Here is a 24,455-nt window from a genome sequence, read left to right as displayed (position 1 = left end):
TCCTGAAAAATCTTGTAGAAAACTACTTTAATCCTTATAACTATATACTCCAGCCATATGAATTTCTACCAACGTAAGTTATATGCACTACTACAATCACCAGAAGTACGTGAATGATGTTTTAGATCTTAATACAAAGATTTATCTTATCCCTTGTCTTCAGCCAGAGATGAAACATCTAGAAAAGATTAGTAACTGGTATCAAAATGACGACAAATTGGAGGTTATTGGCAAAGAGTTACAAAAACTTTACAGTAATGGTAGATACAAGGTTAAACGCAAAGTCAACGGACAAGATAAAGGAAATCCTCATGTATGTGGTGAGTTGGGAAGTCCTTCTTATGTAATTATCAAATCTAATTTCCCTGAATGTAATAATTCCTATCAAACTGTGATGATATTTGATGCAAATCACTCAGACCGTAATGAATTTGCTAAAGCCTTGGAAAAGGATGGGGCGATTCTAGTATCCCCTGCATCTGCTTATGGAAAATCTAAATGACTGCATCTCGTAATTAAAATTTTTAGCTCTGATAATATTAACCTATGACTAACAGTCCAAAACGTATCTTAATTCTCTCAGCTAACCCTACAAACATCACCCGTCTGCGCTTAGATGAAGAAGTCCGAGAAATCGAAACGGCAATAGAACGGGCTCAACAACGCGACCAATTTGAGTTAAGAGCGTGCGGTGCTATCACTCACAGAGAATTACGGCGGGCAATATTGAGAGAAAATCCCCAAATCGTTCACTTTTGTGGACATGGAATGGGAGAAGAAGGGCTAGTATTGAAAGATGACAATACAGGTGAAGTTAAATTTGTCAGCACCTATGCTTTGGCAGAACTATTTAAATTATTTGCAGACAAGGTAGAATGCGTGCTCCTAAATGCTTGTTATTCAGAAGTCCAAGCAAAAGCGATTGCACAGCACATTGATTATGTCATTGGAATGAAGCAATCCATTAACGATCTCACTGCTATTGAATTTGCTGCTGGCTTTTATGATGCCTTGGGAGCGGGTAGAGGCTATGAATTCGCTTATAATTTGGGTCGCAACAGCATTTCACTAGCAGGAATAGACCAAGCAGATATTCCTATTTTGAAAAAGCAGACTAGAGTCCGCCTTTGGATACATGGTTGGGTCAAGCAAATGTATGACAACTTACCCACTGTTGAACTGGACTGGACAGAATATTTTAGCCTTGAGAGTGCGTCTGGACCCCGTCGTATTGCTAACCAAGAAACTTGGAAAAACATTTTACTCCCTAATTTGGAACAAGTACGAGAACAAGTTTCCCAAGGACATACTGAATTAACTGTTGATATTCGAGGTAAGCTCCCTCTTTCAGCAGCCGTGGTCATTGGTCATGTTTTTCAAGATACTAGAGGATATACCTTGCAAGTAGAACAAAGAACCATAGGACAAAACGAATTGTGGCGATCGGATATTAGTGCGTCAACAGCAAAGTTTAAAATTGTCAAAGAAGATGGCGAAGCTGGAGAAGACATTTTAGTTGCATTGGGAATCACAGGTAATGCATCAAGAGATATAGAACAACTACGTCAAGATTCACCCATTCCACTTAGTGCTGTTGTTTATGCAGAACCAGAAGCTGGTATTGGAGAAAGAGCAATTAGTTCTAATGCAGATGCAACTGCACTCACAATTCATGCTAAAGAAATTATTCGCGAAACTCGCCAAAAATACCGTGCAAGCAGCACACACTTAGTTTTATTTGCTCCGATGAGTTTTTGTTTCTTCTTAGGTCAGCGATTACGATGTATTGGTGATGTCATTTGTTACGAGCGTGTTGCAGAAAAATACCAACCTTCAGTCAAACTTTGTACGGGTTAATAATTCAAAGGCACGTGCTTATACCTGTATCACAATCTATCACTGTATGAAGATTGGTACGGAGTGGTGATTTTCTACTCTTGCAGTCTAGAACCGCAAAAACCAATCTTCATCTCTCGCTCATTATTTGTGCTGGTGTAATTTGATTATGCCTTCACCAACTGATACGTGATTTTTTAATGCAATCGCTAAGAGGATGTTTGAAAAGTCCTCTTAATTGGTAGTAAAACCGACAATTGCGAATTACGGTGTCTCATCAAAGATTTACTCTCGTTAACCCATGAATGTATAATAAATGAAGTCGCTTGTAAAATCTATTATGGATTGGCTAGCCTCAATTGATATGTCTCACCTCTGGAATTTAATTATTGCTCAAACTCCAACACCAACGCCAACAGCTTCACCAATATTAAACCCTGCAAAAACTTCTAGTGAACTTGAATTGCTCAAAAGTCAGTTAGAGTTTTTAAAAGCGACAAATGGTCAACTAGGTGAAAGTTTTAACAGATTTGTCACTGCAATGCAACTTGTCTTAATAGCATTTACATTTTTAGGTGGATTTTTGGCTTATGCTGTAGGTAAGAATTTAGATGAGGCAAAAAAATTAGCTAGTCAATTAATTAATCGAGAAGTAGAGAATAAAATCACAGATTTAGTCCAGTCTGAAGTTGAGAGTGTCAAGCGTTCTTTGCAGCGTGAAAGAGTGATTGGTTCGACGATTGTAGATTATTATTCACCTAGCGATGATGCAATGGAACCGGAAGATTGTAAGCTATTGCGTACAAGAGGTTTTGATAAGGTTGAGTATTGGCATCAAAGGAAAAAACCTAAAAAGCCAGTCGGGGATATTTTTGTTTTAGATTTAATAAATTCTAAGTTATTAGAAGGGCAGGAATTCGTTGGATTATCAAAAGATGATGCCGATAATAAGCTAGAGGCTAAGGTAAAAGAACAAATTGACTTAGTATTGAATTGGTTGGATAAAAATACTGTTTTGGTAATTTATGTTAAGGGAAGATTTAGAGAAATAGATAATTTGTCAACACGGGTTAATTATTATTATATTCCTGTCAATTCACCAATAAGTTTGCTTGGAATTGTTGCAGATTCTGCTTACGTTGCTTATGGAAAAAGAGTATAGTTAACTAATCAATCGAAGAACCTTTCCACACGGAATCTTAAGTATATGCGGGCGTTTGCAGAAGTATACTCAGATGAACAATTCGTGCAACAGGTTGTTGTACAAATTCCTTGGAACTATAATGTCCGTATTTCAGACGCTGTTAAAGATATCAAAGAATGCCAATGGTATGGACAACAATTTACCGACTATCGAGAATTTAGAAGCTGAGTTAGATACAGTAACAGTAAAAACAGAGGATGAAGAGTAGAATATTCATCTTGTGATGAAATGACTTTTGTCTTAGCGATTGCAAGTAACTCAAGTCTATGAACTGGAAAATTGAGCAAGCCCAACAGCAGTTCTCTCAACTAATCGACGATGCTGTGAAGAGCCTCAACTAATTTACGATCGGGAGCGACTGGTTACAGCTGTGGTAGAGCCAGAACTATTCCAAGAATTACTGGAATGGAAAAACCAACATCATAAATACTCCCTAGCTAATGCCTTTGCCGAATTACGTCAGATCTGTGTAGAGGAAGACTACACCTTGGAAATTCCTGCTCGGTAAGATCGGTAAGAGCGGTTCAATCCATTGATCGATTAGCACCATGACCTTTCTATGTGACACCAATATCATCAGCGAACTGGTTCGCCCTCAACCAAATCCAGGAGTAATTGCTTGGAGTCAACAAAAAGGGGAAAACGGGGAACAGGAATGTCTGAATTGTCCTTTGTTTCCATCCCGTTTCGGGGCGGGGGAAGTGTAAAGAAAGTTCAATTAATGGTGGAGAAGCTAAAGTTAAGTTTCCATCCCCTTTTGGGGCGGGGGAAGTGTCAAGCCAACTGAGTAGATGCATTCGCAATGTACACAGTCCTGTTTCCATCCCCTTTCGGGGCGGGGGAAGTGTAAAGCGTCTCTGGTGTTTGAGGCACGCCTAGGGCGGCTCGTTTCCATCCCCTTTCGGGGCGGGGGAAGTGTAAAGATTTCACTCTTGGAAGCCTTACTGGAAGAGGGTTTCAGACCCCTCAATCGACACACCTCTTAAAACTTATCAAAAAATTTCCAAAAGTTGTCATTTTCGTAGCCTGAAAGCCTTGCACCGTATGCAATCGACACACTTTAACGAAGTTATAGGGTTTTCAAGGATCGAGTGAAGTGCGTAGATTTGGATTAGCACACTCACACTAAAGATACGATTTTTTGCTTTAGATTGTCAAGAATGTTACAATATATTATAAATATATGAGTATAAATCAGGAAAAAGGAAGTTGACAGAACAGACGTATAATAAACGAGGTTGCTTGTGAAATCTACTATGGATTGGCTACCCTTAATTAATGTGTCTCACTTCTAGAATTCATTATTGCTCAAACTCCAACACCAAAGCTAACAGCTTCACCAATATTAAACCCTGCAAAAACTTCAATAAGTTTACTTGGAATTGTTGCAGATTCCGCCTACGTTGCTTATGGAAAAGGAGTGTAGTTAACTAGAGATTTTCTTTGGAGGACGCTTGAAAGGATTTGAAGATTCTGATGCTTTTGGCTTTTCTAGTTTTGGACTTTCTACGGGTTTAGCGGGTTTTGGCGATATAGGACGTTTTAGTGGATTGTTTGTTTCTGTTTGTGTTGACTCTACGACTTGAGGAGGTATAGGTTTAGAAACTTGTAGTTTTTGAGGTAATGTTAAGGTTTTTGATGTTTGTGTTACTATCGGTTCTGTAATCTTGTTAATCTCTGATAACTTAGGAGTAAGTCCTAGCATTTCGTCTGTTGTCTCTATTTGTAAATTATTAATGTCTATATTTGATAAATCTAATTGTCTGTAATAATACATTAAGCGTTGCGACCATCCCAGTATTTGCATCATAATCACTGGCTTGTTTGCATAATCTTTAAGATAGTTTTTACAAGTTTCGTTTATGGCTTCATAATAAGCTATGGTTTTGTTACTATGTCCTATTGTCTGACTATGTTCGCTTAAAGAGTCAAGATAAATAAAAAATTTTATTTGTTTTCTTTCTTCTTTCTTTAAACTAATATTTTGTTTGATTTTGTAGTTCAGATAAGTGGTTAATTTTCCTACCTCAGTAATAATACCTTTTTCACCTGCTTCAATATTATCTTGTTCTCTAATTAAAGTGACAGCAATTTTGTGGGCTAACTGAAGATATTTATCAGTCATATTGTAAATAATGCGATCGCTATTACTTTTCATTTTAATTAAGTAGCTATGTACAAATAAATTGAACTATATTACAAAATGTAAACATTCCTAAAAATCTTTACCAACGACAAATGACTATTGATAAATAACGCTCCTCACTAGTTAACTTTAATTGTGCTGACTTACTTAATAGCTTTCATGAGGGGCAAAATGAGTGGAAGGATTGAGGATATTAGATAATTCTTCTAATTTTGATTTATCAATTAAGTTTTCATGAGCTTTTTGAACTGTATTTCCTATAAAGATTTTTAGAGATTCTCCAGTTAAAAATTGATTGGATAGTCTTTCAAAAGAGGAATAACGAGTACGTAAATCCGATTGGTTTTGTAAAAGATCAGCTTCTGTAATTTCTACTATCATGCTTCCCAGCCCGACTGGTTTACCAGCACCCAATTTCAAAATTATAGGATATTTGTTGTCTTGACCTAAAGCAATTAGCAATGCTCCTAATTCTTCTGATTTGAGATTTCTAAAATTTAATTGAGTTATAAATTCATCATTTTTAAACGCTACTTGGGCGGGAACACCATTACCTTCACCTTTATCAAGAGCATATTTCATATTGTAATAAAATTTCCACCCGACCGCTTTTTTCTTTCCAGATTTATCTTTAAAATAGTATATATCATTCTCTTCTGGTCTAGGTCGCCAAAGATTGGACATGAAACCAACTTCAAAACCAGTCATTTCACAATAAGCATCCTGAATTGAAACTAATCCTTGCCATCCCCATCTGTCACCAGACGCACCAAAAACTATACTTGCTGGACAAAGTTGATTTTTCTCTTTGGCTGGTAAACGTTCTTCTGGGTATTCACTCGGCTTTTTAGGCTTGACTCCTACGCGACTGTTAGTAATTGCCTCATAAATTGAACGAATGCAACCTTTTAGAGAACTACCTTGAATGATGAGTTCGTCGTCAATTCCTTGAACCATAGTTTTGATTAAAGGAATCTCTTCCCTGTTAATATCGCTTCCCATTAGCACTGTTCCAGTTGAAATATGCACCATGGTTTGGACTTTTAGGGTCAAAAATAAAGTACCGTGTATGCGCTCGTGTAAATATTTATGATGTCCGGGAGGTTTATTTACACTAGGTGATTTAGTAGAAAAATAGACAAAGTCGTATGGTCTGGGTCCGCGTTGTTGGTTGAAATTACTGGAATTAGTCGAACGATAAGAGTTATTAGCCATCTTAATTTTTCACCGTTAATGCAACAAAATGAACTGTAGCGGTATGACTATCTCGAAAATAGCGTTGAGCAATATTCAGTTGTTCGGTATTCAAGCCTTTAGGAAAACGAGTTTCAGTTGGAGAATGAGTCAGTGCATTTTGCTCTAAAATTTCCCAATTGCGTTGAATCGGCGTAAAATCAGCTTCTGTGTCTTTGGAACTAAGAACCAAGACTTGATATTCTCCTTTCTGTCTTTTCCAACGTATCTCTAGGATTGAGTTAAATAATTGTCCTTCTGGACTGGGAAAGGTTTCCGTGGGTTCTGGTGTGGGATTATTTTGGAGAGAATTTTTTGGGAGGTTATTTTTTAAGCGCTCGCGTATATCATCTTCTATGTTACCAAACTTTTCGTTACGTCGTTCCCAAAATCCCCCTACCCGATGTTTCCAGCGTAGAAAGTAATAGCTAGGTAGTGTTGAATGCTTGTCCAGCAACTCAAGTAATTTTTCTTTAGACAAAGGCTGCTGATTGAACCCTACGAAGCACATACAGCACCTCCCTGTTCTAACAACTTACTCCAAGCAGCAACGGAGTGCATAAATAATTCCTGAATCTCTGTTGGTTCTTCCCAAAGCATTTGCACGCCAAAACCATATTCCATTGATGTTGGTTTCACTATAGTAATTTCGTATTTATCGTCTTGCGGAAAACCATAAGGATTTTTTTTATTGCCTTTTAAAAATTCCCCCGCACCTAAAAGATAAACTTTATCCCAAGGTGTTTGACTACCAAATTTGTAAATCTTACCATCCTTTTTCTCTAAAATGCATCCAGGATATTGAACTACAGCGCTGTCATACTCCACCATCACCATACCCAAACCGCGAGTTTTTCCGTACCCAATTCCAAACCATCCTTCATTTAAATCGCGCAATACTAACGCAATCAAACCTAACTGTGCTAGAGAAAAGTTTTTCAAATGAATTTTGGTTTTAAATGCGCCACTTGTACAAACTTGATAATCAAAGGGACCATGTGCAACCGAACCAAATACCCTATCGATTGCAACACCATTTCGTTGTTCTATTCTCAAAGGTTGTGACTTGTTGGGATACGCATCTTCAATTCGCAAACGACTAGCAATGAATTTGTTCCCAAATATTTGGTCTGTAAATGATGATTCTTTATAAATACTCTGTGCTGGTAATTTCTTTTTTAGGTATTCTTTATCTTGTGGATTTTCATACAAGTAATCGTATTCGTCATCTAAAGGATTATTCGCCCAAATGAGTGAAGAGTTAATAGGTTTATCATAATCTGGATGACCTAAAGTTCTCACAATCCTTTCAGCATGAGCGCGAATCGCCCCCTTCAAGGAACTACCGGGAAGGTAAATAGTGGGGCTTCCTTGATGATACGTTTCTACAAAATTCATGTTTGGTTTTGTTGGATCTGCACTTTCCAAACCAGATTTTATTAAGATAGGGCTAGTAGGAATAATAGTAATATTGAGAATACATTGATTAACTAATTGTTTGTGCATAATTGGGTGTTAATTAGTAGCTACTGTATTTTTTACTTTTTCCATCTCTTCCCGTAATTTATGAATTAGCGCTTCACTCCATACGTATGGTAAAGGGATACTATCATCGCAAGGTAAATCTCCATGAGAATTTATTAATTTCTTGAGATATTCAATAACCTTATTTGGATCGACCTTACTTTTATCGTTAGCATCTCGTACATCAATCCACTTAACATCATTAATTTGGAGTTTAACTACTCCCAATCCTCTCGACTTACCACCACCTAAAGGAATTTGTTCTGTTTTAAATTGTTGTAACCCAATCGTCAATAAACCTAGTTCCCATTCCTCAGCATTTTCAACAATAGCATGGAAATCAAAAGGCGTTCCTGCTGGTACAATTTGGAAATCATAAAGTTTCCCATCTCCAGCAGTTTCAGTATCGCGATCGATAGCCACTCCATCTCGTTCTTGATATTGTCCAAACCAATTATCTTCTGGTTTATGTACAGTTAAATCGCGGATTTGTAATTTGCTGGATAACCAAGGAGAACCGAAAAGAAAGGAAATTAAATCTGTTTTATTTAAAATAAATTGATGTAATTTTTCCTCTTTTTCTTTTGGCTTATCTCTTGTGATGACTAGCTCGTGCTTAAATTTAGACATTGCTTCTTGAGTAATCGACCATTCCGTTTCTAATGCTGGATTGGCTGCAAAACTTTCATCAATTCCCCGCAAAAAACTTTCCAATCTCGATCTTAATGCGCCTTTAAAGCTAGAACCAGGTATTAATGGTCTACCTAAAGCATCTTTAATGACGGGTAAATCTGAACCAATAGCTTCAGTGGAACGTCCCGCACTAATTCGCAAAGCGGTTACTGTTTCTAAAATTCCTGTAATTTCTATGCGATTTTTAAAAATTTCAAACATGGTCATTTGTTATTTGTTATTGGTTGTTAGCAAGTCGCATATCTTTACATACTTTCTTAACTACCTACTTAGTCTTTTAATTAGTTTTACTAGGAGAAGTACTTTTACTAGGGTTAAGATATTTGAGATGACGCGAACCATAACTCAAGTAACGTCGAGTTAATTCCAACCACACTGGTTTGATTTTTTCTATTTTTTCAGTTTCATTACATCCAGATTTTTCGATAATTTCCAAAGCCTTTTGTTTGAGCTTATCATCAATATCATCAATAATTTTTTCAGCTAGTGATTCCTTTCCTTCGCCCCACTTTTTATCGCGTCCTAACTGGTAACGTAGAAAGTTCTTAATCACTGCAATGCTCCCAGTCGTATCAGCCACATGCATTAAATTTCGATATTGTGAGTCTTCCAACTTACCATAGGATTTTTGATTATTTAATCTTTCCTCAATTGCGATGACTAGATCGTCTTCAGCGTCACGAATCCCTTTCTGGATTTTAAACTCTTTCTGCTGTTCTTCCCAGTTTGTCATACTGCATCCTCACGAAATACTAAATGAAATTCATTGCAAATTTCTACTTGACCAAATCCTTCACTGACACGTTCTCCTACTCCAGTTAGCTCTAAATTAAATAAGGCTTTGTACCATGATTCCAAATTTTCTGTACTAAATAGATAAACTGCGCCTTTATTTGTTATCAATTCTACATCTTTCATGAGTCCCCAAGCATTGTTCCATCCAGAGCGATAATCGTAACTACTATAAGCAGTATGAAGCTTTAATGATTCATCTTTCTTAGTTAGAAATTGTTGGAGCGTATATTGGAGCATTTCAGTGGAGATAACTGTTGTTCGCTGCCAATTTTCTAGCAAAATAGCTTCAGAGTGTAAGTTAATAGTGAAATATTTACGATTCTTACTAAATGGATCGTGTTGGGGTTTTCCAAATACCTCAGACCATTCTTCCAAGCGGTTTTTTAATGCTTCATTAAATTTATCTATTCTTTTTTGAATATCATTGATGACTTGAACTTCTTTAGCTTCGATTCTTACTTTACCCAACCCTCGCGATATTGAACCACCAAGTCGGAATTGTTCTTTGTTATTATTAATAAACTTGTGTAATTTCTTAGCGATCGCATCATTTTTTATGAGAATATAACTGCGATAAACATAGTTCTCCCATTGATAATATTGAGAATTATTGGTTTGTGTATTTTTCTTAGTCTTAAATTCTTCATTTAGAACTTCAATACTATATAAAATGTCTTCCTCTGCTGTAGCGCGGCGACGGTTTATTCCTACCCTTGTTAACAGACGGCTAGTCACTGCATGACTGTAGTAGCTATTGCTGTCTTTGCTGTAGAAGCAGCTAAAAGTCTCCACTCGCGGATCTACCCTATCTTCTATAGCTTTCTTACTACTTGGATCGTAAGGATAATTGAATATATCTGCACAAAACAAGTCAATCAATGTGTCGAACACGCCGTGCTTATTGTCAGTTTTAAACCCTGGATTAGCCTTAGAACTGACTGCTGTTGCTGGTAAAACTCTGATAGGAGTATTCTCGACTTTTTTATAAATACTACCACTTTTTGCGATCGCAGGGTAAGCATTTTGAAAAATTGCTGATTTTTCATCTAAAAACAGCTTTTGGAAATGATTGTTCTCTACCGTAACATCGAGATTTTGCATTTCAATGTCTGGATAGCGAGACAAAATTTGTTTTGCAACTGCACCACGTATTACAGAACCCGGAATATATTTTTCCACCTCGCTAACGGAACCTCCGGGTTTTTCTCTACCGATTGCTAGGGGTGATTGGGCTGTAATTGTTAATTCAATACGTTTCATGGTTCCTCTCGATTCAATGTTGGATTTCGTTCCTCAACCCAACCTACCCTATTTTCACGTTTACCTTTAATCGTCTCTAAGAATTGTTTTGCTGCTAAATTCGACCAAGTACTTTCATCTATGGTAAATTTTGGTAAGTTTTGCCAATGCAACCAGCCCAAACCTGTAGATTTACTTCCTCCTAATGCATAAATATGATGCAAGCCAGAAAAGATTAAAAGCTTTGCTAAATCGGGACAAATAGATGAAAACTTAGGTAGTAAGTGGATTTTACCTTCAAATTTTAGTTGAGCATTTGCAGGAGAAGTTTCTAAGAGATAAAGTTTAGTTTCCTCAGCAGTGCGACGACGACGGTTAATTGTGACTCCCGGACGTAAAACTTCTGGTAATTCATCTGCGGGAACCGAACAGATAAAATCCTCAACAATAACGCGAGATGGTAAAATTGGGTTGCCGAAGATTTGCGATACAATACAGTGAAAGCCTTTATAACCAGTTACCGTGTATATTTCTTGAAAGAGATTCCATTCAAGGTTCTCATCTAAAGGTAAGTTTTCCAAACCATATATTTTCTGGAAACGCTTCTTTAGCTGTTCTTGATTGGGACAAAGCTCTGTTGCGACGGGTGCGTAAAAAATTTCCCATCCCAATGCACTCGCTAATTTTTCACATTCATGACGCAATCTACCTTTGATTTGGGAAGCTGGAATAATTAGCTGTCCTTGAGCATTGCGGACAATGGGTTTATCTGCTAGAGAACCAGAGGAACCACCCGCACCTACACACAAAGCTGTATCAATAATCGCGGTTATCTCCCAAGTGTCGGTTTGATTTGGAGGAATTCCATCAAGGCTAATCATTGTTCTACTCCTTGGATTTCCTCTGGTTCTGGATTGAGATTAGGTAATTCACTTTCCTCTTGTATCGCGACAAATGGATGTAAATCCACCAAGTCACGCCAAATTGTTTCATAAATAGTTTTCTCTGGTTCCGTGGTTGATCCATTGGAATTTTTTGACATCCAGGGTGCGAGGTTACCATTATTACTTTTCGCTTGACACCAAGTCTCTTCAAACATAGTTTTTAGATGCACCTGTTCTTTTTGTTGCAGCCGAACTCGAAAATAACGGTAATTCAGAATAGCCGTGCGCCTACCCCGTTCCAACAAACTACGAATTTGATAAAGTTGCGATTTGGGGAATTTAGCCTTTTTAAGTGCTGCAACAGTTTCCAATAAGCCTTCTAACTCGTAAAGAGTATAAGGTGCAGCATAGAATTTTAGATTTTCTTTTGTTAGTCCTTGTTCGCGAAAATCTTTGATAGTAGACGCAATCATTGTTACAGCTTTTAGTGCTAAGAAATCAACTGTTCCACCGTAATATTTATATTCTCGTTTTAGGTCTTTTGCTAATTTTTTTGATGATTTTAAGAGTTGATTTGTGAGAGATTCTCCGTAATAGATAGGAGTACTTTCAGCAGTAATGAGTACTCCGGCGGACATACTTAACTCACACTGACGATCGCATTTTGGCAGCTTGGTTCCTTGATAGCGGTGAACTTTTTTAGAATCGTAGGATACTTCTAATTGAAAGTCAGGTAACTGGTTTTCAAATTCCTCACTAAGAGTTTTAGCAACATCTAAGGCTTTATCTGCTGGTACAATCAACAGCACATCATCCCCACCAATAGTAATAATTTCAAACGGATAAATCCATTGTTTATTGCGATCGCTAATATCTGAATCTGTCAAATTTTGAAGCTGACGGGGTTGGAGATGTTTTTTTAATGCTATGTAAACAGCCTTTTGGGTTGCATTTAAAACTTGTTGACTAAATATACGATAATCTTGGGGCGTGCGAATTCTGTTGCGGATATAGCCACCCATATTATTACCATCGGCGTAAATATAACCAACAAATCCCTTAACTTTACTCACATTACCAATTTCCCGTAATGATAAAGCTTCTGTAACAGGATTACCATCGGCTGGTTGATAATATTTGTTTTGACATTCCTTATCTAATTCTTGCAAAGAATTTTGAAATCTAGTCACCCAACTAGAAAAATAACCAGGATTCCAGAGTTTCTCTTTACCCGATGATAGACGAACTCCAAAATATTCTCGCTTGTACCATGCGCGTCTTTGGACGGTATCATTTTTACTACGCTGACCAACTATGACTTTACGAGCTAAAGCTGCAGAAAAATTTGGTCTTCCCGGTAAATTCGTCTCTGCTACAGCTGCACGTCTCTCAGTTTCATCCCGTTGTAAATAGGGATGGGTTTCAAACATGGGAGGATAGCAGCGGCTCGGACGTGAATTACGATTAGTATCACCATCAGACGCATCAGAGTGAGTCAGCACAACACTTGGTGTCAAATTACCGTTACGACGGTGGGTAAATTGGTTTGCCAGTTTTCCTACCAGTTCGTTAAAATTCTTGCGTTGCCAAAATTTTATATTTAAATCGTGTTCGTCAGATTGGTCAAAATAAGCTTGGATGATGCGATCGTTATGCTTCTGTTTATATTCTCCCAACCAGAGAGTCTTTTCTATAGGATTTTGCAACAGCCCAAACCGGAATTCTAACAAGCGAAAAGTATCGCCAACTGCACAGGAATTAGCCGTTAAGGTTTCATCGGTATAACGTTTTTCAATAGCGTTAGCTAGTTTATCCACTAAAGCAGCAGGGCAAAAAGCAAGAACGCTACCACCTGTAGAATAAATAATAAGTTCGGGAATCAGTGCTGGAACTAAATCGGCAAAGCCGTTGTTCCGCAACCATTCCTGCATACGTATTGAACGTCTACCTTCACCAAAAAAACCTGGAACATCTTCAAGGTTAATGCGATCGAGTAGTGCAGAGGCTCCTCGTATTTCATGAAGTTTTGCTGCTTCAAAAACATATTGTTTAATTTTCGTTGCACCGCCATAAACCAAACCGATAGGCGTATCTTCTTTCCAAAGGTCTTGATACTTTTGTTCTAATTCTGATAATGTCTCAGGTTTATAGTCTTCATCAATATTATAAAGCTGCTCTGCTAGCATTACGAAATGTTGCATTGTATCCGGTATCACTTGCTTGCGAGCGCTCTCATCTTTCCTTTCATCAATTAATGTTTGTCGCATTTTTTTCATTGCACTGAGTTCGTCCTGACTCAACTTATGCTTTTTACCCCAAGCAAGACACCAGGCAAAAGCAGATACTGTGCGCGTGCGAGAGTCGTTTGTCATTAGGTCAAATCAAAGCTTTTAGTGATTAGTACTTACCTATCGGCAAATGGTTTTCTACCAACAGATCTTTAGGAAAGTACTGGCTTGCGCTCGTCAAGCTTACTAAATACTATTTCATACTGAGTTGCTAAAAAAAAGAAAATTTTTCAGTATTTTTGTGTTGGGCTGACTTGTGTACTTGTGTAAATGCGATCGTTGTGTTGTATCAAGGCAGTAAACAATTCAAAAAGAACAAATCGTCAAATCATGAAGATGTCAATGATGTCTGAAATTAAAATATTAGTATAAAAACATACTTAATTTGATGTTTTAAATAAGATAGATTTGACAACAAAATTGGATGATTGCCAATTATAAGAAATCAACACAAGACCTCTAACAACGAAACACCGTACCTATTAGTGGATGTAGCCAAATACTTTTTCTACTGAACTTTGCGGAATTGCATTAAAGAATTTTGTAGTCCTTAACAGTTATCAAACAATCACAGGTACAAACTTATGCAAGTTTTAAGTACTTCTAGTAATTCTTTAACTAACTCACAATTAACAATATTGTCAGATAAATTTATAAAAAAAATAAAATTGCTTAAACCTAAACTCCATATGCTGTAGATAAATAAATTCAATAAAAAGTGTAATCGATCGCTTGCACAATAGATTAAGGACTAGCTGATTTCAGTACTTAAACAAGAGTTAAAACTCATTTTTTTATGAAGTTAATTAGCTAAGTTAATTTTCATAATTTAACAAGAGTATGGAGTCTTAACTCTCGATCGATACTTTCATTACACAAATAACTACATTTTGATTCACGAGGCGAAATATGAAACTTTACTATCGCGGTCTCAGCTACGAATTAAATTCCTCAAAAATTGCCAGCAGAACAACAGAAAAACCTTTTCAACCAGCACCTATGGTTAGCTCAGCTTATAATTTGATTTATCGTGGTGTTACTTATCGTGTTAATCCCAATGCCAAGCCTGTAGAAGTTCCTTTACCACCAGCAACTTATAAATTGAGCTATCGAGGAATTAACTACTTGGTAAATAGAAATGCACGGGGAGAAGTTACCTTAATTAATCAATCGATAAATTCGTTACAAGTTGATACACAGTCGCCGCTGACTGAATTTTAGATTTGAAATTTTGAATCTTCAATCCAAAATTTCAAATCTAAACCAGTCTGTACCGTTAATTAAAATCTAAGCATATCTAGGCATTGCTTGATATTTAGTGGATTCAGGTTACAGTTAACTAAGGCTCAAGCATCGCTGAAGTACCAGCCTGTAATTTCTGTAAAAGCTGAATCAGAGTTTTCTTTTCGTCATTATTTAGATGTGCCATCAATCCAGTTGTGCGACAGAAGTGATCGGGTAGCATTTGAGCCATGAGCGTATGCCCTTTGTCTGTAAGGTGAACGCTTAACATCCTGCGGTCATTGGGACATGGTTGTCGTTCTACTAATCCGTCCCTTTCTAGTCCGTCTAACAGTCCTGTAATAGTAGCACGAGTGACTCCAGAACGTTCTGCACATTCAGAGGGTGTTAGTCCTTGTTCATTTGCCTGCAACAGTTGCATTAACAGCGTAAATTTGCCCATTGATAAACCATAGCGAGCAAAATGCGTCTCTAACGCCACTTGTACATCTACGGTTGCTCGCAAAAATGCCAAACACGCTTCCACAGAAGCAACATCTAGCTCAGAATAACGTTGGGCAAGATTTTGTAAGGTAGAAAGATCGACAACGCGATCGACAAAGGAACGCACAATAGCCACAATCTCAATTATTCCATTAGGCGACTAACTATAGAGTAGCGCATTCAGGGTTCTAAGCGGTCATTAACCAAAAGACTGGGGATATTAATTGTAAAGACGCGTCACGGCACGTCTCTACGCCTACAGTATCTCAAGCGAGTTACACTACTTTGAAAAACTAGATTTCGTACCTCTTCTTGAAGACAGTACCGAAGTTCTAGGACTAAAGCACCAGATAAAATTAGAGATACAGTACCATGTGAATTGAATGGGGATTTCATACGATGAAAATATGGAACACAAAAAGAGGTTCCTTGTAAAAATGTCCCAAAATACCCATGAAATTCAAGTTTCTATCGCTAATAATTCTTTCTACAGCAGTTATTATGACAACTGCGTCTGCAATACAGGCACAATTCCCCCCAAGCCAAGGACAATTTCCCGGAAGACAAGGTTTTCCCGCCAACGAACAAGGACCGCCAGAGTTTCAAGAGCTTAACCTTAGCGACGACCAAAAGGACAAATTGAAAGAAATTCAAGAAGATTCTCGCGCTCAAATCGAGGAAATTCTAACAGATGAACAACGCAATACCGTACAAAAAGCCGTTCAAGCAGGTAAAAAACCACCAGAAGCAATACGGTCAATAAATTTATCTGACGAGCAAAAACAAAAAATGCAGGAAGTCATGGAATCAGAAAAACAAAAAATCTCTGAAGTTCTGACTAGCGAACAACAAGAAAAACTACGCAATCGTATAGAAAAAATGCAAAATAACCGTTCTCCCAGAAGTTAAAAACCAAGAAGCATTCGATAGCTTTCCTCTCATTTATGCTTCAAGAACGTTGGAAAAATGAGTCAAATTCTCCCCCTCCACCCCTCAAGATTAAATGCCTCATCTCTTACATCTGTAAATAGCAAATATTGCTAAAATTATTAGCAAATAGGGCTTCTCAGACTTAAAAAGAGTTTAAAAAACTCAGATCCCCGATTCTTAAAAATTGGGGATCTTGTTCCTTAGAAAATGATTTATGACTGCTTTTTAACGAAGTTTGTTAGGATTCAAGCGAGTTCCATTTTGAGGTTTAGATTGTGAGTTAGGAAGCTTAACACCATTACTGAGTTTAGTTCCGGTACCTCCATCAGCAGGAGAGAGGAAAGGCTTTAGATTGATAGGTGCTTTTGATGAAGATGCAGTAGGTTTTTTAACACCAAAGATTTGACCTATATTGCTGAGATCGCCGCCACGACCTGTGAAGGTATTGACAGCAGTCGTTTGATTGCCGTTATCAGCAGTTAGGAGGTTCTGGAAGATGCCATTGCGGACAACATCGGGATCTTGACCGCGAGGTACTGTCAGTACAATTCGACAACTGGGTCTAGCATCGGTGGTCACACAAACAGTGTTTTCTCCGTTCTCTACTGCTGACTTAAGTTCTACCAAGCCATCAGGACGGTAAGATTCCAAACGTCTGGCAATTTCGTTGCAGCGCTGTTCTGCATTCCAACCGCCGCCTAAAGTTTTGGGAGTTGCCCAAGGAAAGTATTCACCAGGAAAAGCTTCTGGATTGTACATCACAGTATAATTACCGTTATGGTAGCGACAGCTAAAACGTACACCGCGATCGCTAGTTGTTGATGTACTTGTCGTTGAACTACCCGTTCCCGTGCTTGGTGTCACCGAACCATTACCCGGTTCTACTGGTACAACGACATCACCACTGCGGGATTGGGCAAATGCGGTTGAAGGGTTTAAGAGCAAAGATAAACCAAGACCGCTAAAAAATAAAATCTTTAGAGATTGGGATAACATATTACGTTGGTTCAGAGTAGGGACTTGATACTTTCATTGACGATCAAATGTGTCATTTTGATTCATCAATCCTGTCTTTTTTTTTCCGAAGACGTTCTTTTTTTTCTTTTTGCTCTTTGAGTATCTGTTTTGCCTTTTGCTGAATGTCCAGGTGATGCGCTACCCCCTCATAGGTGTAACGGTTATATTGATTTTGTGAAATCAGGTTTTCTAAATAGCGAACTCGCTCGTTACCGCCTGGGTGAGAAGATAACCACTGGGGAGGTTTGTATTTTTGCTCTTTATCCAGTGTCACCATTAAGTTCCTCAAACCATCAGCAGCATATCCTGATGCAACAATGAGACGCGTACCAAGAGTATCTGCTTGGCGTTCCATATCCCGACTGTAACTCATGGTAAATAGTTGCCCGAGAGTACCGCCATAGGGAATATATTGAGTTAAATTGCCAATGAGGTTTCCTTGAGTGGCAAGTTGAAAACCGTGGGAAAGAACAACATGGGAGAGTTCGTGACCGATCAATCCAGCTAATTCTGCTTCTGATTTGGTTTTAGCGATCGCACCTGCATGAATAAACACCTTACCACCAGGGAGTGCAAAAGCGTTCAAACTTTCTTCAGGTAAAACAAAAAACTCGTATTTAAAGTCATTCCGTCCGGAAACCTTGGCAAGCTTTTGACCGATTTCATCCACATATCCTAAAATTGCCGGATCTTTAACCAAATCCATTTGCTTTCGCGCCTGCTTTGCCACTGACTCGCCGACAGATTTTTCGCCGCGCATGAGCATGATGGTAGAATCAAGAGCAGTAAACGGACCGAGAAGACTACCCGTTACGGCATAACCCAAGGCTCCAGTGATGATATTGGCAATTGTGTTTCCTCTCACTTTTGCCCTAATATGTGATTTGTAACGCTTGAGATGTGTCTCCGCTAGTTCTGTAAACTCAGGCGCTTGGGGATTATTTGGATTCAACAGAGCAAATTGACGTGCGGCTAAGGAAGCTTCCATCCATTTTCTAGCTTCTGCAAGTGCAGCAACTCTTGCTCTAATCAAATCCGGTTGATTGGGATAGAGCGTCGCCGCACGTTCCAAGACATCCAATGCTTTTTTCTCTTGGTTGTCCTTTTTAAGGACTTCAGCATATTTGATGTGACCGGGAATAAATTCGGGATACTGCTGAACCAAAAGCTCCAACGGTACCATAGTTCTGGTGTACAACTGACTGGCAATTCCCGCTTCTGCTTCCCGCCAGTAAACTTTACCCCCAGGAGATAATTGTGCGGGGTCAACAATTGCTTCTTTGCGCTGTTGAGCCTCGGAGGATTTGGCAAAAGGTTCTTTTGCTTCACGATAAAGTTTTTCTGCAGCAGCAATTTGTCCCGATTGGTAAAGCTTATCCGCTTCTATCAGTTTTTGCTGACGCGCAACTTCTTCAGGGGTGGGTGCAGGTTCTGCGGCTGACTCAGACTTTTTGTCCTCTGAGGGTGTTGGTTCCTTGGAATCCGTTGGTTTCTTTGGATCGGTTGCTTCTGGCGAGGGCGTTGGTTGTGTTGGCTCAGTTGGCTTCTTCGTCTCCGTTGCTGTTGGGACAACGACAGGCTTATTTGTCTCCGTCCCCTCTGGAATGACGACTGGGGACTGATTTGGAGTAGGGGTCTTAGTCGTTTCAGTAGTAGACGCTGCGGGTTCTTTTGCAGGTGAGATTAGGGGATGGGTGAGGATAATGACAATAGATGTTCCTATGGAAAGTAGTACCCAACTAGCTGATAGTAGCAGTGACTTCCATCTGCGTTTCATGGTCGATCCAACCTATGCAAAAAGCTCTTTATTAACTGTATGAGCAATTGCTTAAATAAGCACAGGGTAATGCCGTTTCTTTTTCAAGGTTTATGGCGATCGCGCCTTTTTTTAACTAATCTTCATAATTGGGCAGTCTAGCTTATGAATTGCGATCGCTTGAGTTTGACAAGCTCCCCAACTTCTTGTGAGATAAATGCTGAAATTAGGACGCTTCGATCGAAAGCACCCTTCCTAAAACCTGACGATCGCTGGAATTTTACTGTTGAACGTGTTTTCTGACAGTTTCTACATCCAACTTTAAACGTTCAGCCGTCTGCTCAATCGTTAACCCCAGATCTAATAAGACTGGTATCATTTCTATCTTATTTTTCTGTATACCTTCTTGTATACCTTCTTGTATACCTTCTTGTATACCTTCTTGTTTTGCTTCTTGGTAAACTCTGGTATTTTTCAATGACTCTAAACCCAGCATAGCTGCTATTTCCTCCAGACTCAAGTTAGTAAACTTGTCAATAACCACTGTTTGAATAAATTCTAAAACTTTTTCCTTCAAGATGGCACTAGTTAACTCTTGTTCGGCTTGACTCATGAGTTGTCTGGCAAGTTCTCCAGTTTTTTCTGGAGTTTTCTTTTCCACTATTAACCGCATGACTCCCACAGCCAATGATTGATTGGGAGTTTTCGCCAACTCATCAAGATAGAAGCAAAGTAAGTGCTGTTTAAAAAAACTTAAATATTCTGGAAAGTTTCCTTCATGACTTTTCTTATTATAAATAATGACAGCGTACCATTGCTTATTAGGTGGTTGATATTGGGTTAAATAAAGAATGACTTTTGCAACAAACTGGTTGTAGAAATTATCATCTTTATAAGACTGTGCCTCAATAAAATAGATGGGTTCATCTGGATAAGTATCGGGAGTTGAAAGCAGCCCATCTAAACGAAATCCTCTTTGTTTAATTTCTTGGGCGCTAAATTTGTAAATACTTGGGTCTTTTTCCGAACTGCCAATTAATTCAAAAAATAACTCCGGAATTTCTTTAAAGATTTCATAGAAGAGTGGATCTGCTGTCATTTCTAAGCCTTCATCACTGCATCCAACAACTTACCAGCACCAAAACGAACGGGATCTGTACAGGGAAGATGAGTTTCTGCTTCCACAGATGCGATCGCGTCTTTAGCTGCGGGCTCATCCAAATGTCTAGTATTTAGGGCAATCCCTGCAACAGGTACGGCTGCAAAAGCGCCTCCTGCACGGGCGACAGTCTCATACAGCCGAACAACTTCTGGTAGGGGTGGAATAAACACGCCACCACTAGATACCTCAGTTTGTCCCGCACGATGGACTAATATCATTTGCGTCGGTTGCGAACCACGTATTAAGGGCAAAGTTGCTGTAGAACCAGGGTGCAGCAGCGAACCTTGTCCTTCAATATGTAAAATGTCGTAATTTTGACCGTAACGCACAACCATTTGTTCCACCGCACCAGCAGCATAATCCACCCTCACGGCATCTAGCGGTACCCCATCTCCTTCCAACATTAAACCTGTTTGCCCTGTTGCCAAAAATTTAGAACGCAATCCTCGCAGTCGTGACGCCCAGTTTAACTCCAAACTTGTTGACATCTTACCTACGGCCATATCGGTTCCCACAGTCAAGACCCGACGACAGGGTAAAGTTCGTGCTATTCCAGAAGCTACGCCCAGATTGGGTGGTTCTTTCCGTACATCCCAGATGACTTGTCCCGGTTTTAGCAATGCCTTTAACTCTGTCATTGTTGACAGTGGCGTGTGCAAACCGTTCACTATTGACATTCCAGCGATGACAGCATCTTTGATTTCATGCCAATAATCATCCGGTACAGTCCCTCCTTTAGGGGCGATACCAATAACCAAAACTTGCGGTTTGTACTCCAGCGATTCTGCTACCGATGAGACTATCGGTACATCACGCTTGATACCCGTTAACTCCAACAAAGATTTACCCGCACATTGGCGGTCAATCGCTGCTACTATCGAGGCTTCACTATAGCGTAAAAGTGCGAGCCCGGTTTTGCCTTGCCTTCCTTGGATTCCTTCGTGCAATAAAATTGCAACTCTTTGATTAAGCGCCAGACGCACTGCGTTGTACCCCCAACCCTGGTAAATCGTTTGGTAACACTCTCCCCCCTTGCAAGATTGCGCCTGTAAAGGGGTCATCTATAAGATTGAGATGACTGTCTAAGTCCAGATAGTCAGCCAATGGAGCAAGCTGTAGCGCTGCTGTATTGGCTAGCGTGCTGTCGGAATAGCAACCAAACATCACTTGCAACCCATGCGCCCGTGCTGTATGTACCATCCGCATTGCTTCTGTCAAGCCTCCAGACTTCATCAATTTGATATTAATTCCATCTACGTAGTTTGCTAATTTGGGAATATCCGAACTCGTGAAGCAACTTTCATCAACAAAGATAGGTAGAGAAGTTTGCTTCTTGAGGTTGCCTAACCTTTCTTCCTGACCTTTTTGCAGCGGTTGCTCTACATACTTTATACCCACTTCCGCCAACCAATTGCACATTTGTACTGCATCTTCCAAACTCCAACCCCCATTCGCATCAACGTACAATTCTCGATCTGGTGCTTCCTCTCGCACTGCTAATAACATTTTTCTATCTGCCGCAATACCATCCGGATTTCCCAACTTTACCTTAAAAACACGGACATCAGTAAATTGCAACCAATCTCGCGCCCTAGCCCTTGCGCCTTCAGGAGAGTTAATACCAATAGTGACTGATGTATGTACAATATAACTGCGATCGAGTCCCCATAATTGCCATAGAGGTAGCCCCACTTGTTTTCCCAACCAATCATGCATGGCTATATCTAACCCTGCTTTGGCAGATGAAGGAATGCGCGATTGATTCAACACCGCATCAATTGCTTGCTTTTGCAAGGGGCTAAATTTTTGTAAAACAGGTAAAACTTGCAGTAAAGCGTTCTTGATGATCTCTGTTGATTGTGGAGACGTCCCGACACCAAAAGGCGATGCTTCTCCCCACCCTTCTATACCATCGTGCAAAATCTTTACCCATAAATTTGTTGTCTTTGCCGTTGTACCGCGACTGATAGTTAAAGGAAAGCGCTTGTTTACAGTGAATGTCTCTACTTCTATTTGCATAATTTTATTAAGAAAGGCAGAGGGCAAATGACAGATGGCAGAAGGGAACACTGGCTTCTGAGCGATCGCATGACTGCCGTGTTCAATTGAAAGATAAAGTGTGAAGGATAAGGTATAAAATATTTCATGTTTTCTTCTTCATTCTTTATCCTGAATATCTATGACCAACTTACAAAAATGGAAAATTTTGCACTCAACAATGGTTTTAGACCATTATTGGTGTAAAGTCAGGCAAGATAAGCTACAGTTACCTAATGGTAAAATTATAGACGATTATTTTGTTAATTTGAAACAGGAAGTTGCTCTGATATTACCCATTACTAGCAACAGGGAAATTATTTTTGTCCGTCAATACAGGCATGCAGTGGGTGAGTTTTTCATTGAACTTCCTGCAGGAAGTTTTGACCCAGCACAAGAAAGTGCTGAAACAGCAGCCATCAGAGAACTTCAAGAAGAAACGGGTTATTTTGCCCAACGAGTCACCAAGATATCAACACTTTACGATAAACCTAGCAAAGATACCAATCAAATACATTTATTTTTAGCAGAAAATGTCACAAAAGTGGGAAGCCAAAATTTAGATATTACAGAAGAAATTGAAGTTCTTTTAATTCCTACAGAATCAGTCAGAGAAAAAATTATTCGAGGAGAAATTTGTGTTGCTGGAACTGTTGCGGCTTTGTGCTTGGGGTTAAATTTTTTGAAATACTAAATCCGCTTTTCTAACCCCTTCTTGCCTTAAAGGGTGTTTGAAAAATCCTGGGGTGTAAGCTAGCTGTGCTGACTTGAATTTTCTCATGTTGACCGAGCGGGAGAGAGGGGAACCAGAGAGTAGGTTTTGACTCATTTTTCCCAAGCCTGAGAATCGGCAAATTATATGCACAACAGCTTATAAAACTTGGATTTGGGAATAATTCTCCCGTCCCAAATCCAATCACTCATACATTATTTGCAAAATCAATGCAAAATCCAAAATCTAAAATTCATCTTGCCCACTGTTGCAAAATATAAGAGTAAAAAGCCTCTTTATCTACTTCATCCATTGCGTAAATCTTACGGCCTCCAGAAACTACCTTAGTACGTCCCTGACTCAAACCCACTGTCACAATTTCTGTTTCCCACTCCCGCAGTTCGTAAAATTCTGGGTGAGCCAGGTAAGCTGTGGCTAGCACATCCCAAAAATAATAATCCTGGGGAATGACGAGTGCGTAACATTGTCCCGCCAAATCGGATACGGGGTGTTGTCTTTGTTTCCCCATCTTGTAGACTATGTCCGATGTTACGGGTACGTCGTTGGTTAAATCTAGGGGACATATGATAATTTCAATTTGCGATCGCCACACTCTGGCAACAGAAATCGGGTCCCAGTAGGCATTCCATTCGGCAGAACCATCTTGTCCCGGTTCCCAATTTTTTTCCACATTTCCAGAAACATTCAGCGCACCTCCCATCCAAACAATACGTTGAATTTTTGCCTCCACTTCTGGTGCTGTATCGAGTGCATGAGCTACATTCGTTAAAGGACCAGTGACCATTAACGTGACAGGTTCGGAAGACTCTCGCAGCATCCGTATCATAAAATCTTGACCGGATTCTGCTAGTAAGGGTGTAGAAATAGTTTCGTTTTGATTGAGGATTGGAAAATGGTCAACAATAAATGAATCGCGGCGATAGAGACGGGGAAAAGGATTGATACCACGTACAGTGCTTTCAGCAACGGGAACGTGAGAGCATCCCATGAGATCTAGAATTTTACGCGTAGCACTGACAGCCGGTTCCGCGTAGCAATCGGCTGGAGTAACAACGATGCCAAGAGGCTGCACGTTATCCATCGTCATGAGCAACATAGTTGCTAAATAATCATCTACACCACCATCGTGATCCATTAATACGAGCATAATGTTAATTGCTAATTGCTAATGGCTAATTGCTAATTGCTAATTGTATTAACTATTAGCCATTAGCCATTAGCCCTTCGGGTATTTCCTTACGGAGACGCTGTGT

Annotated in this window: 24 protein-coding genes; 8 read left to right on the top strand and 16 right to left on the bottom strand. The window is 39.2% G+C overall.

Features of this window, described 5'->3' with window-relative positions; genetic code table 11:
* Positions 1 to 82: 82 nt before the first annotated feature.
* From HC643_RS29195 to HC643_RS41635, 5 genes are all read left to right on the top strand, one after another.
* A complete protein-coding gene (locus HC643_RS29195) occupies positions 83 to 502 on the top strand; it encodes a hypothetical protein (protein ID WP_038078890.1) in 420 nt (139 codons plus the stop codon).
* A gap of 44 nt (positions 503 to 546) precedes the next feature.
* Positions 547 to 1,857 carry an SAVED domain-containing protein gene (locus HC643_RS29190; RefSeq protein ID WP_063779571.1) on the top strand — a complete coding sequence of 437 codons (1,311 nt, stop codon included), beginning with the start codon at positions 547 to 549 and terminating at the stop codon, positions 1,855 to 1,857.
* Between the two features lie 319 nt (positions 1,858 to 2,176).
* A complete protein-coding gene (locus HC643_RS29185; protein ID WP_038078915.1) occupies positions 2,177 to 2,998 on the top strand; it encodes a hypothetical protein in 822 nt (273 codons plus the stop codon).
* 45 nt (positions 2,999 to 3,043) lie between these two features.
* The gene (locus HC643_RS29180; protein ID WP_082051899.1) at positions 3,044 to 3,208 is read left to right on the top strand and encodes a DUF1016 N-terminal domain-containing protein; all 165 of its coding nucleotides are present in this window, start codon (positions 3,044 to 3,046) and stop codon (positions 3,206 to 3,208) included.
* A 202-nt stretch (positions 3,209 to 3,410) separates the two neighbouring features.
* Positions 3,411 to 3,548, top strand: a complete 138-nt coding sequence (locus HC643_RS41635) for a hypothetical protein (RefSeq protein WP_237265960.1) — start codon at positions 3,411 to 3,413, stop codon at positions 3,546 to 3,548.
* 918 nt (positions 3,549 to 4,466) lie between these two features.
* On the opposite strand, the gene HC643_RS29165 is transcribed toward HC643_RS41635, so the two are convergent.
* The 9 genes from HC643_RS29165 to cas10 all read right to left on the bottom strand — a co-directional run bounded on the left by HC643_RS29165 (position 4,467) and on the right by cas10 (position 13,926).
* Complete coding sequence (locus HC643_RS29165) at positions 4,467 to 5,198, bottom strand: hypothetical protein (RefSeq protein WP_167844771.1); 732 nt, start codon at positions 5,196 to 5,198, stop codon at positions 4,467 to 4,469.
* A gap of 135 nt (positions 5,199 to 5,333) precedes the next feature.
* Positions 5,334 to 6,401 (bottom strand): RAMP superfamily CRISPR-associated protein, encoded by a 1,068-nt coding sequence (locus tag HC643_RS29160; RefSeq protein ID WP_038076081.1) that lies wholly within the window; start codon positions 6,399 to 6,401, stop codon positions 5,334 to 5,336.
* A 1-nt stretch (position 6,402) separates the two neighbouring features.
* Positions 6,403 to 6,930, bottom strand: a complete 528-nt coding sequence (locus HC643_RS29155) for a hypothetical protein (protein ID WP_038076078.1) — start codon at positions 6,928 to 6,930, stop codon at positions 6,403 to 6,405.
* Complete coding sequence (locus tag HC643_RS29150) at positions 6,918 to 7,925, bottom strand: RAMP superfamily CRISPR-associated protein (RefSeq protein ID WP_038076075.1); 1,008 nt, start codon at positions 7,923 to 7,925, stop codon at positions 6,918 to 6,920. The genes HC643_RS29155 and HC643_RS29150 overlap by 13 nt, the downstream gene beginning before the upstream one ends.
* A 9-nt stretch (positions 7,926 to 7,934) precedes the next feature.
* Complete coding sequence (gene csx7, locus HC643_RS29145) at positions 7,935 to 8,837, bottom strand: type III CRISPR-associated RAMP protein Csx7 (protein ID WP_038076152.1); 903 nt, start codon at positions 8,835 to 8,837, stop codon at positions 7,935 to 7,937.
* A gap of 76 nt (positions 8,838 to 8,913) precedes the next feature.
* Positions 8,914 to 9,369 carry a hypothetical protein gene (locus HC643_RS29140; protein ID WP_038076073.1) on the bottom strand — a complete coding sequence of 152 codons (456 nt, stop codon included), beginning with the start codon at positions 9,367 to 9,369 and terminating at the stop codon, positions 8,914 to 8,916.
* A complete protein-coding gene (gene csx10, locus HC643_RS29135; RefSeq protein ID WP_050046749.1) occupies positions 9,366 to 10,691 on the bottom strand; it encodes a type III-D CRISPR-associated RAMP protein Csx10 in 1,326 nt (441 codons plus the stop codon). The genes HC643_RS29140 and csx10 overlap by 4 nt, the downstream gene beginning before the upstream one ends.
* A complete protein-coding gene (locus tag HC643_RS29130; RefSeq protein WP_063779572.1) occupies positions 10,688 to 11,551 on the bottom strand; it encodes an RAMP superfamily CRISPR-associated protein in 864 nt (287 codons plus the stop codon). Before HC643_RS29130 ends, csx10 begins: the two co-directional genes overlap by 4 nt.
* Positions 11,548 to 13,926 carry a type III-B CRISPR-associated protein Cas10/Cmr2 gene (gene cas10, locus HC643_RS29125; protein WP_038076070.1) on the bottom strand — a complete coding sequence of 793 codons (2,379 nt, stop codon included), beginning with the start codon at positions 13,924 to 13,926 and terminating at the stop codon, positions 11,548 to 11,550. Before cas10 ends, HC643_RS29130 begins: the two co-directional genes overlap by 4 nt.
* Positions 13,927 to 14,751: 825 nt before the next feature.
* Between cas10 and HC643_RS29120 the strand changes: the two genes are divergently transcribed.
* Complete coding sequence (locus HC643_RS29120) at positions 14,752 to 15,063, top strand: DUF4278 domain-containing protein (protein WP_038076067.1); 312 nt, start codon at positions 14,752 to 14,754, stop codon at positions 15,061 to 15,063.
* A gap of 118 nt (positions 15,064 to 15,181) precedes the next feature.
* Here HC643_RS29120 and HC643_RS29115 read toward each other — a convergent pair whose 3' ends face one another.
* On the bottom strand, positions 15,182 to 15,703 hold the full coding sequence (locus HC643_RS29115; RefSeq protein ID WP_038076064.1) for a MarR family winged helix-turn-helix transcriptional regulator: 522 nt from the start codon (positions 15,701 to 15,703) through the stop codon (positions 15,182 to 15,184).
* Between the two features lie 365 nt (positions 15,704 to 16,068).
* On the opposite strand from HC643_RS29115, the gene HC643_RS29110 reads away from it, so the two are divergent.
* Positions 16,069 to 16,476, top strand: coding sequence for a Spy/CpxP family protein refolding chaperone (locus HC643_RS29110; protein ID WP_050046750.1), 408 nt, complete (start codon positions 16,069 to 16,071; stop codon positions 16,474 to 16,476).
* Between the two features lie 246 nt (positions 16,477 to 16,722).
* Here the strand turns inward: HC643_RS29110 and HC643_RS29105 are convergent, their stop codons facing one another.
* From HC643_RS29105 to HC643_RS29085, 5 genes are all read right to left on the bottom strand, one after another.
* Positions 16,723 to 17,493 carry a COP23 domain-containing protein gene (locus HC643_RS29105; protein ID WP_038076057.1) on the bottom strand — a complete coding sequence of 257 codons (771 nt, stop codon included), beginning with the start codon at positions 17,491 to 17,493 and terminating at the stop codon, positions 16,723 to 16,725.
* A gap of 52 nt (positions 17,494 to 17,545) precedes the next feature.
* The gene (locus tag HC643_RS29100; RefSeq protein ID WP_038076054.1) at positions 17,546 to 19,291 is read right to left on the bottom strand and encodes a M48 family metalloprotease; all 1,746 of its coding nucleotides are present in this window, start codon (positions 19,289 to 19,291) and stop codon (positions 17,546 to 17,548) included.
* Positions 19,292 to 19,550: 259 nt separating this feature from the next.
* Positions 19,551 to 20,369: an Rpn family recombination-promoting nuclease/putative transposase gene (locus HC643_RS29095; RefSeq protein ID WP_038076052.1), complete on the bottom strand. Its 819-nt coding sequence runs from the start codon at positions 20,367 to 20,369 to the stop codon at positions 19,551 to 19,553.
* 2 nt (positions 20,370 to 20,371) lie between these two features.
* Positions 20,372 to 21,415 carry an N-acetyltransferase DgcN family protein gene (locus HC643_RS29090; protein ID WP_038076049.1) on the bottom strand — a complete coding sequence of 348 codons (1,044 nt, stop codon included), beginning with the start codon at positions 21,413 to 21,415 and terminating at the stop codon, positions 20,372 to 20,374.
* Positions 21,399 to 22,451, bottom strand: a complete 1,053-nt coding sequence (locus HC643_RS29085; protein WP_038076046.1) for a dipeptide epimerase — start codon at positions 22,449 to 22,451, stop codon at positions 21,399 to 21,401. Before HC643_RS29085 ends, HC643_RS29090 begins: the two co-directional genes overlap by 17 nt.
* A 160-nt stretch (positions 22,452 to 22,611) precedes the next feature.
* On the opposite strand from HC643_RS29085, the gene HC643_RS29080 reads away from it, so the two are divergent.
* Positions 22,612 to 23,163, top strand: coding sequence for an NUDIX hydrolase (locus tag HC643_RS29080; protein WP_038076043.1), 552 nt, complete (start codon positions 22,612 to 22,614; stop codon positions 23,161 to 23,163).
* Between the two features lie 271 nt (positions 23,164 to 23,434).
* Here HC643_RS29080 and HC643_RS29075 read toward each other — a convergent pair whose 3' ends face one another.
* Positions 23,435 to 24,358 (bottom strand): nucleoside hydrolase, encoded by a 924-nt coding sequence (locus tag HC643_RS29075; protein WP_038076041.1) that lies wholly within the window; start codon positions 24,356 to 24,358, stop codon positions 23,435 to 23,437.
* Positions 24,359 to 24,455: the final 97 nt, after the last annotated feature.

The sequence above is a fragment of the Tolypothrix bouteillei VB521301 genome (assembly GCF_000760695.4).
GTDB lineage: Bacteria > Cyanobacteriota > Cyanobacteriia > Cyanobacteriales > Nostocaceae > Scytonema > Scytonema bouteillei_A.
This window is presented reverse-complemented; position numbering and strand designations above follow the sequence as displayed.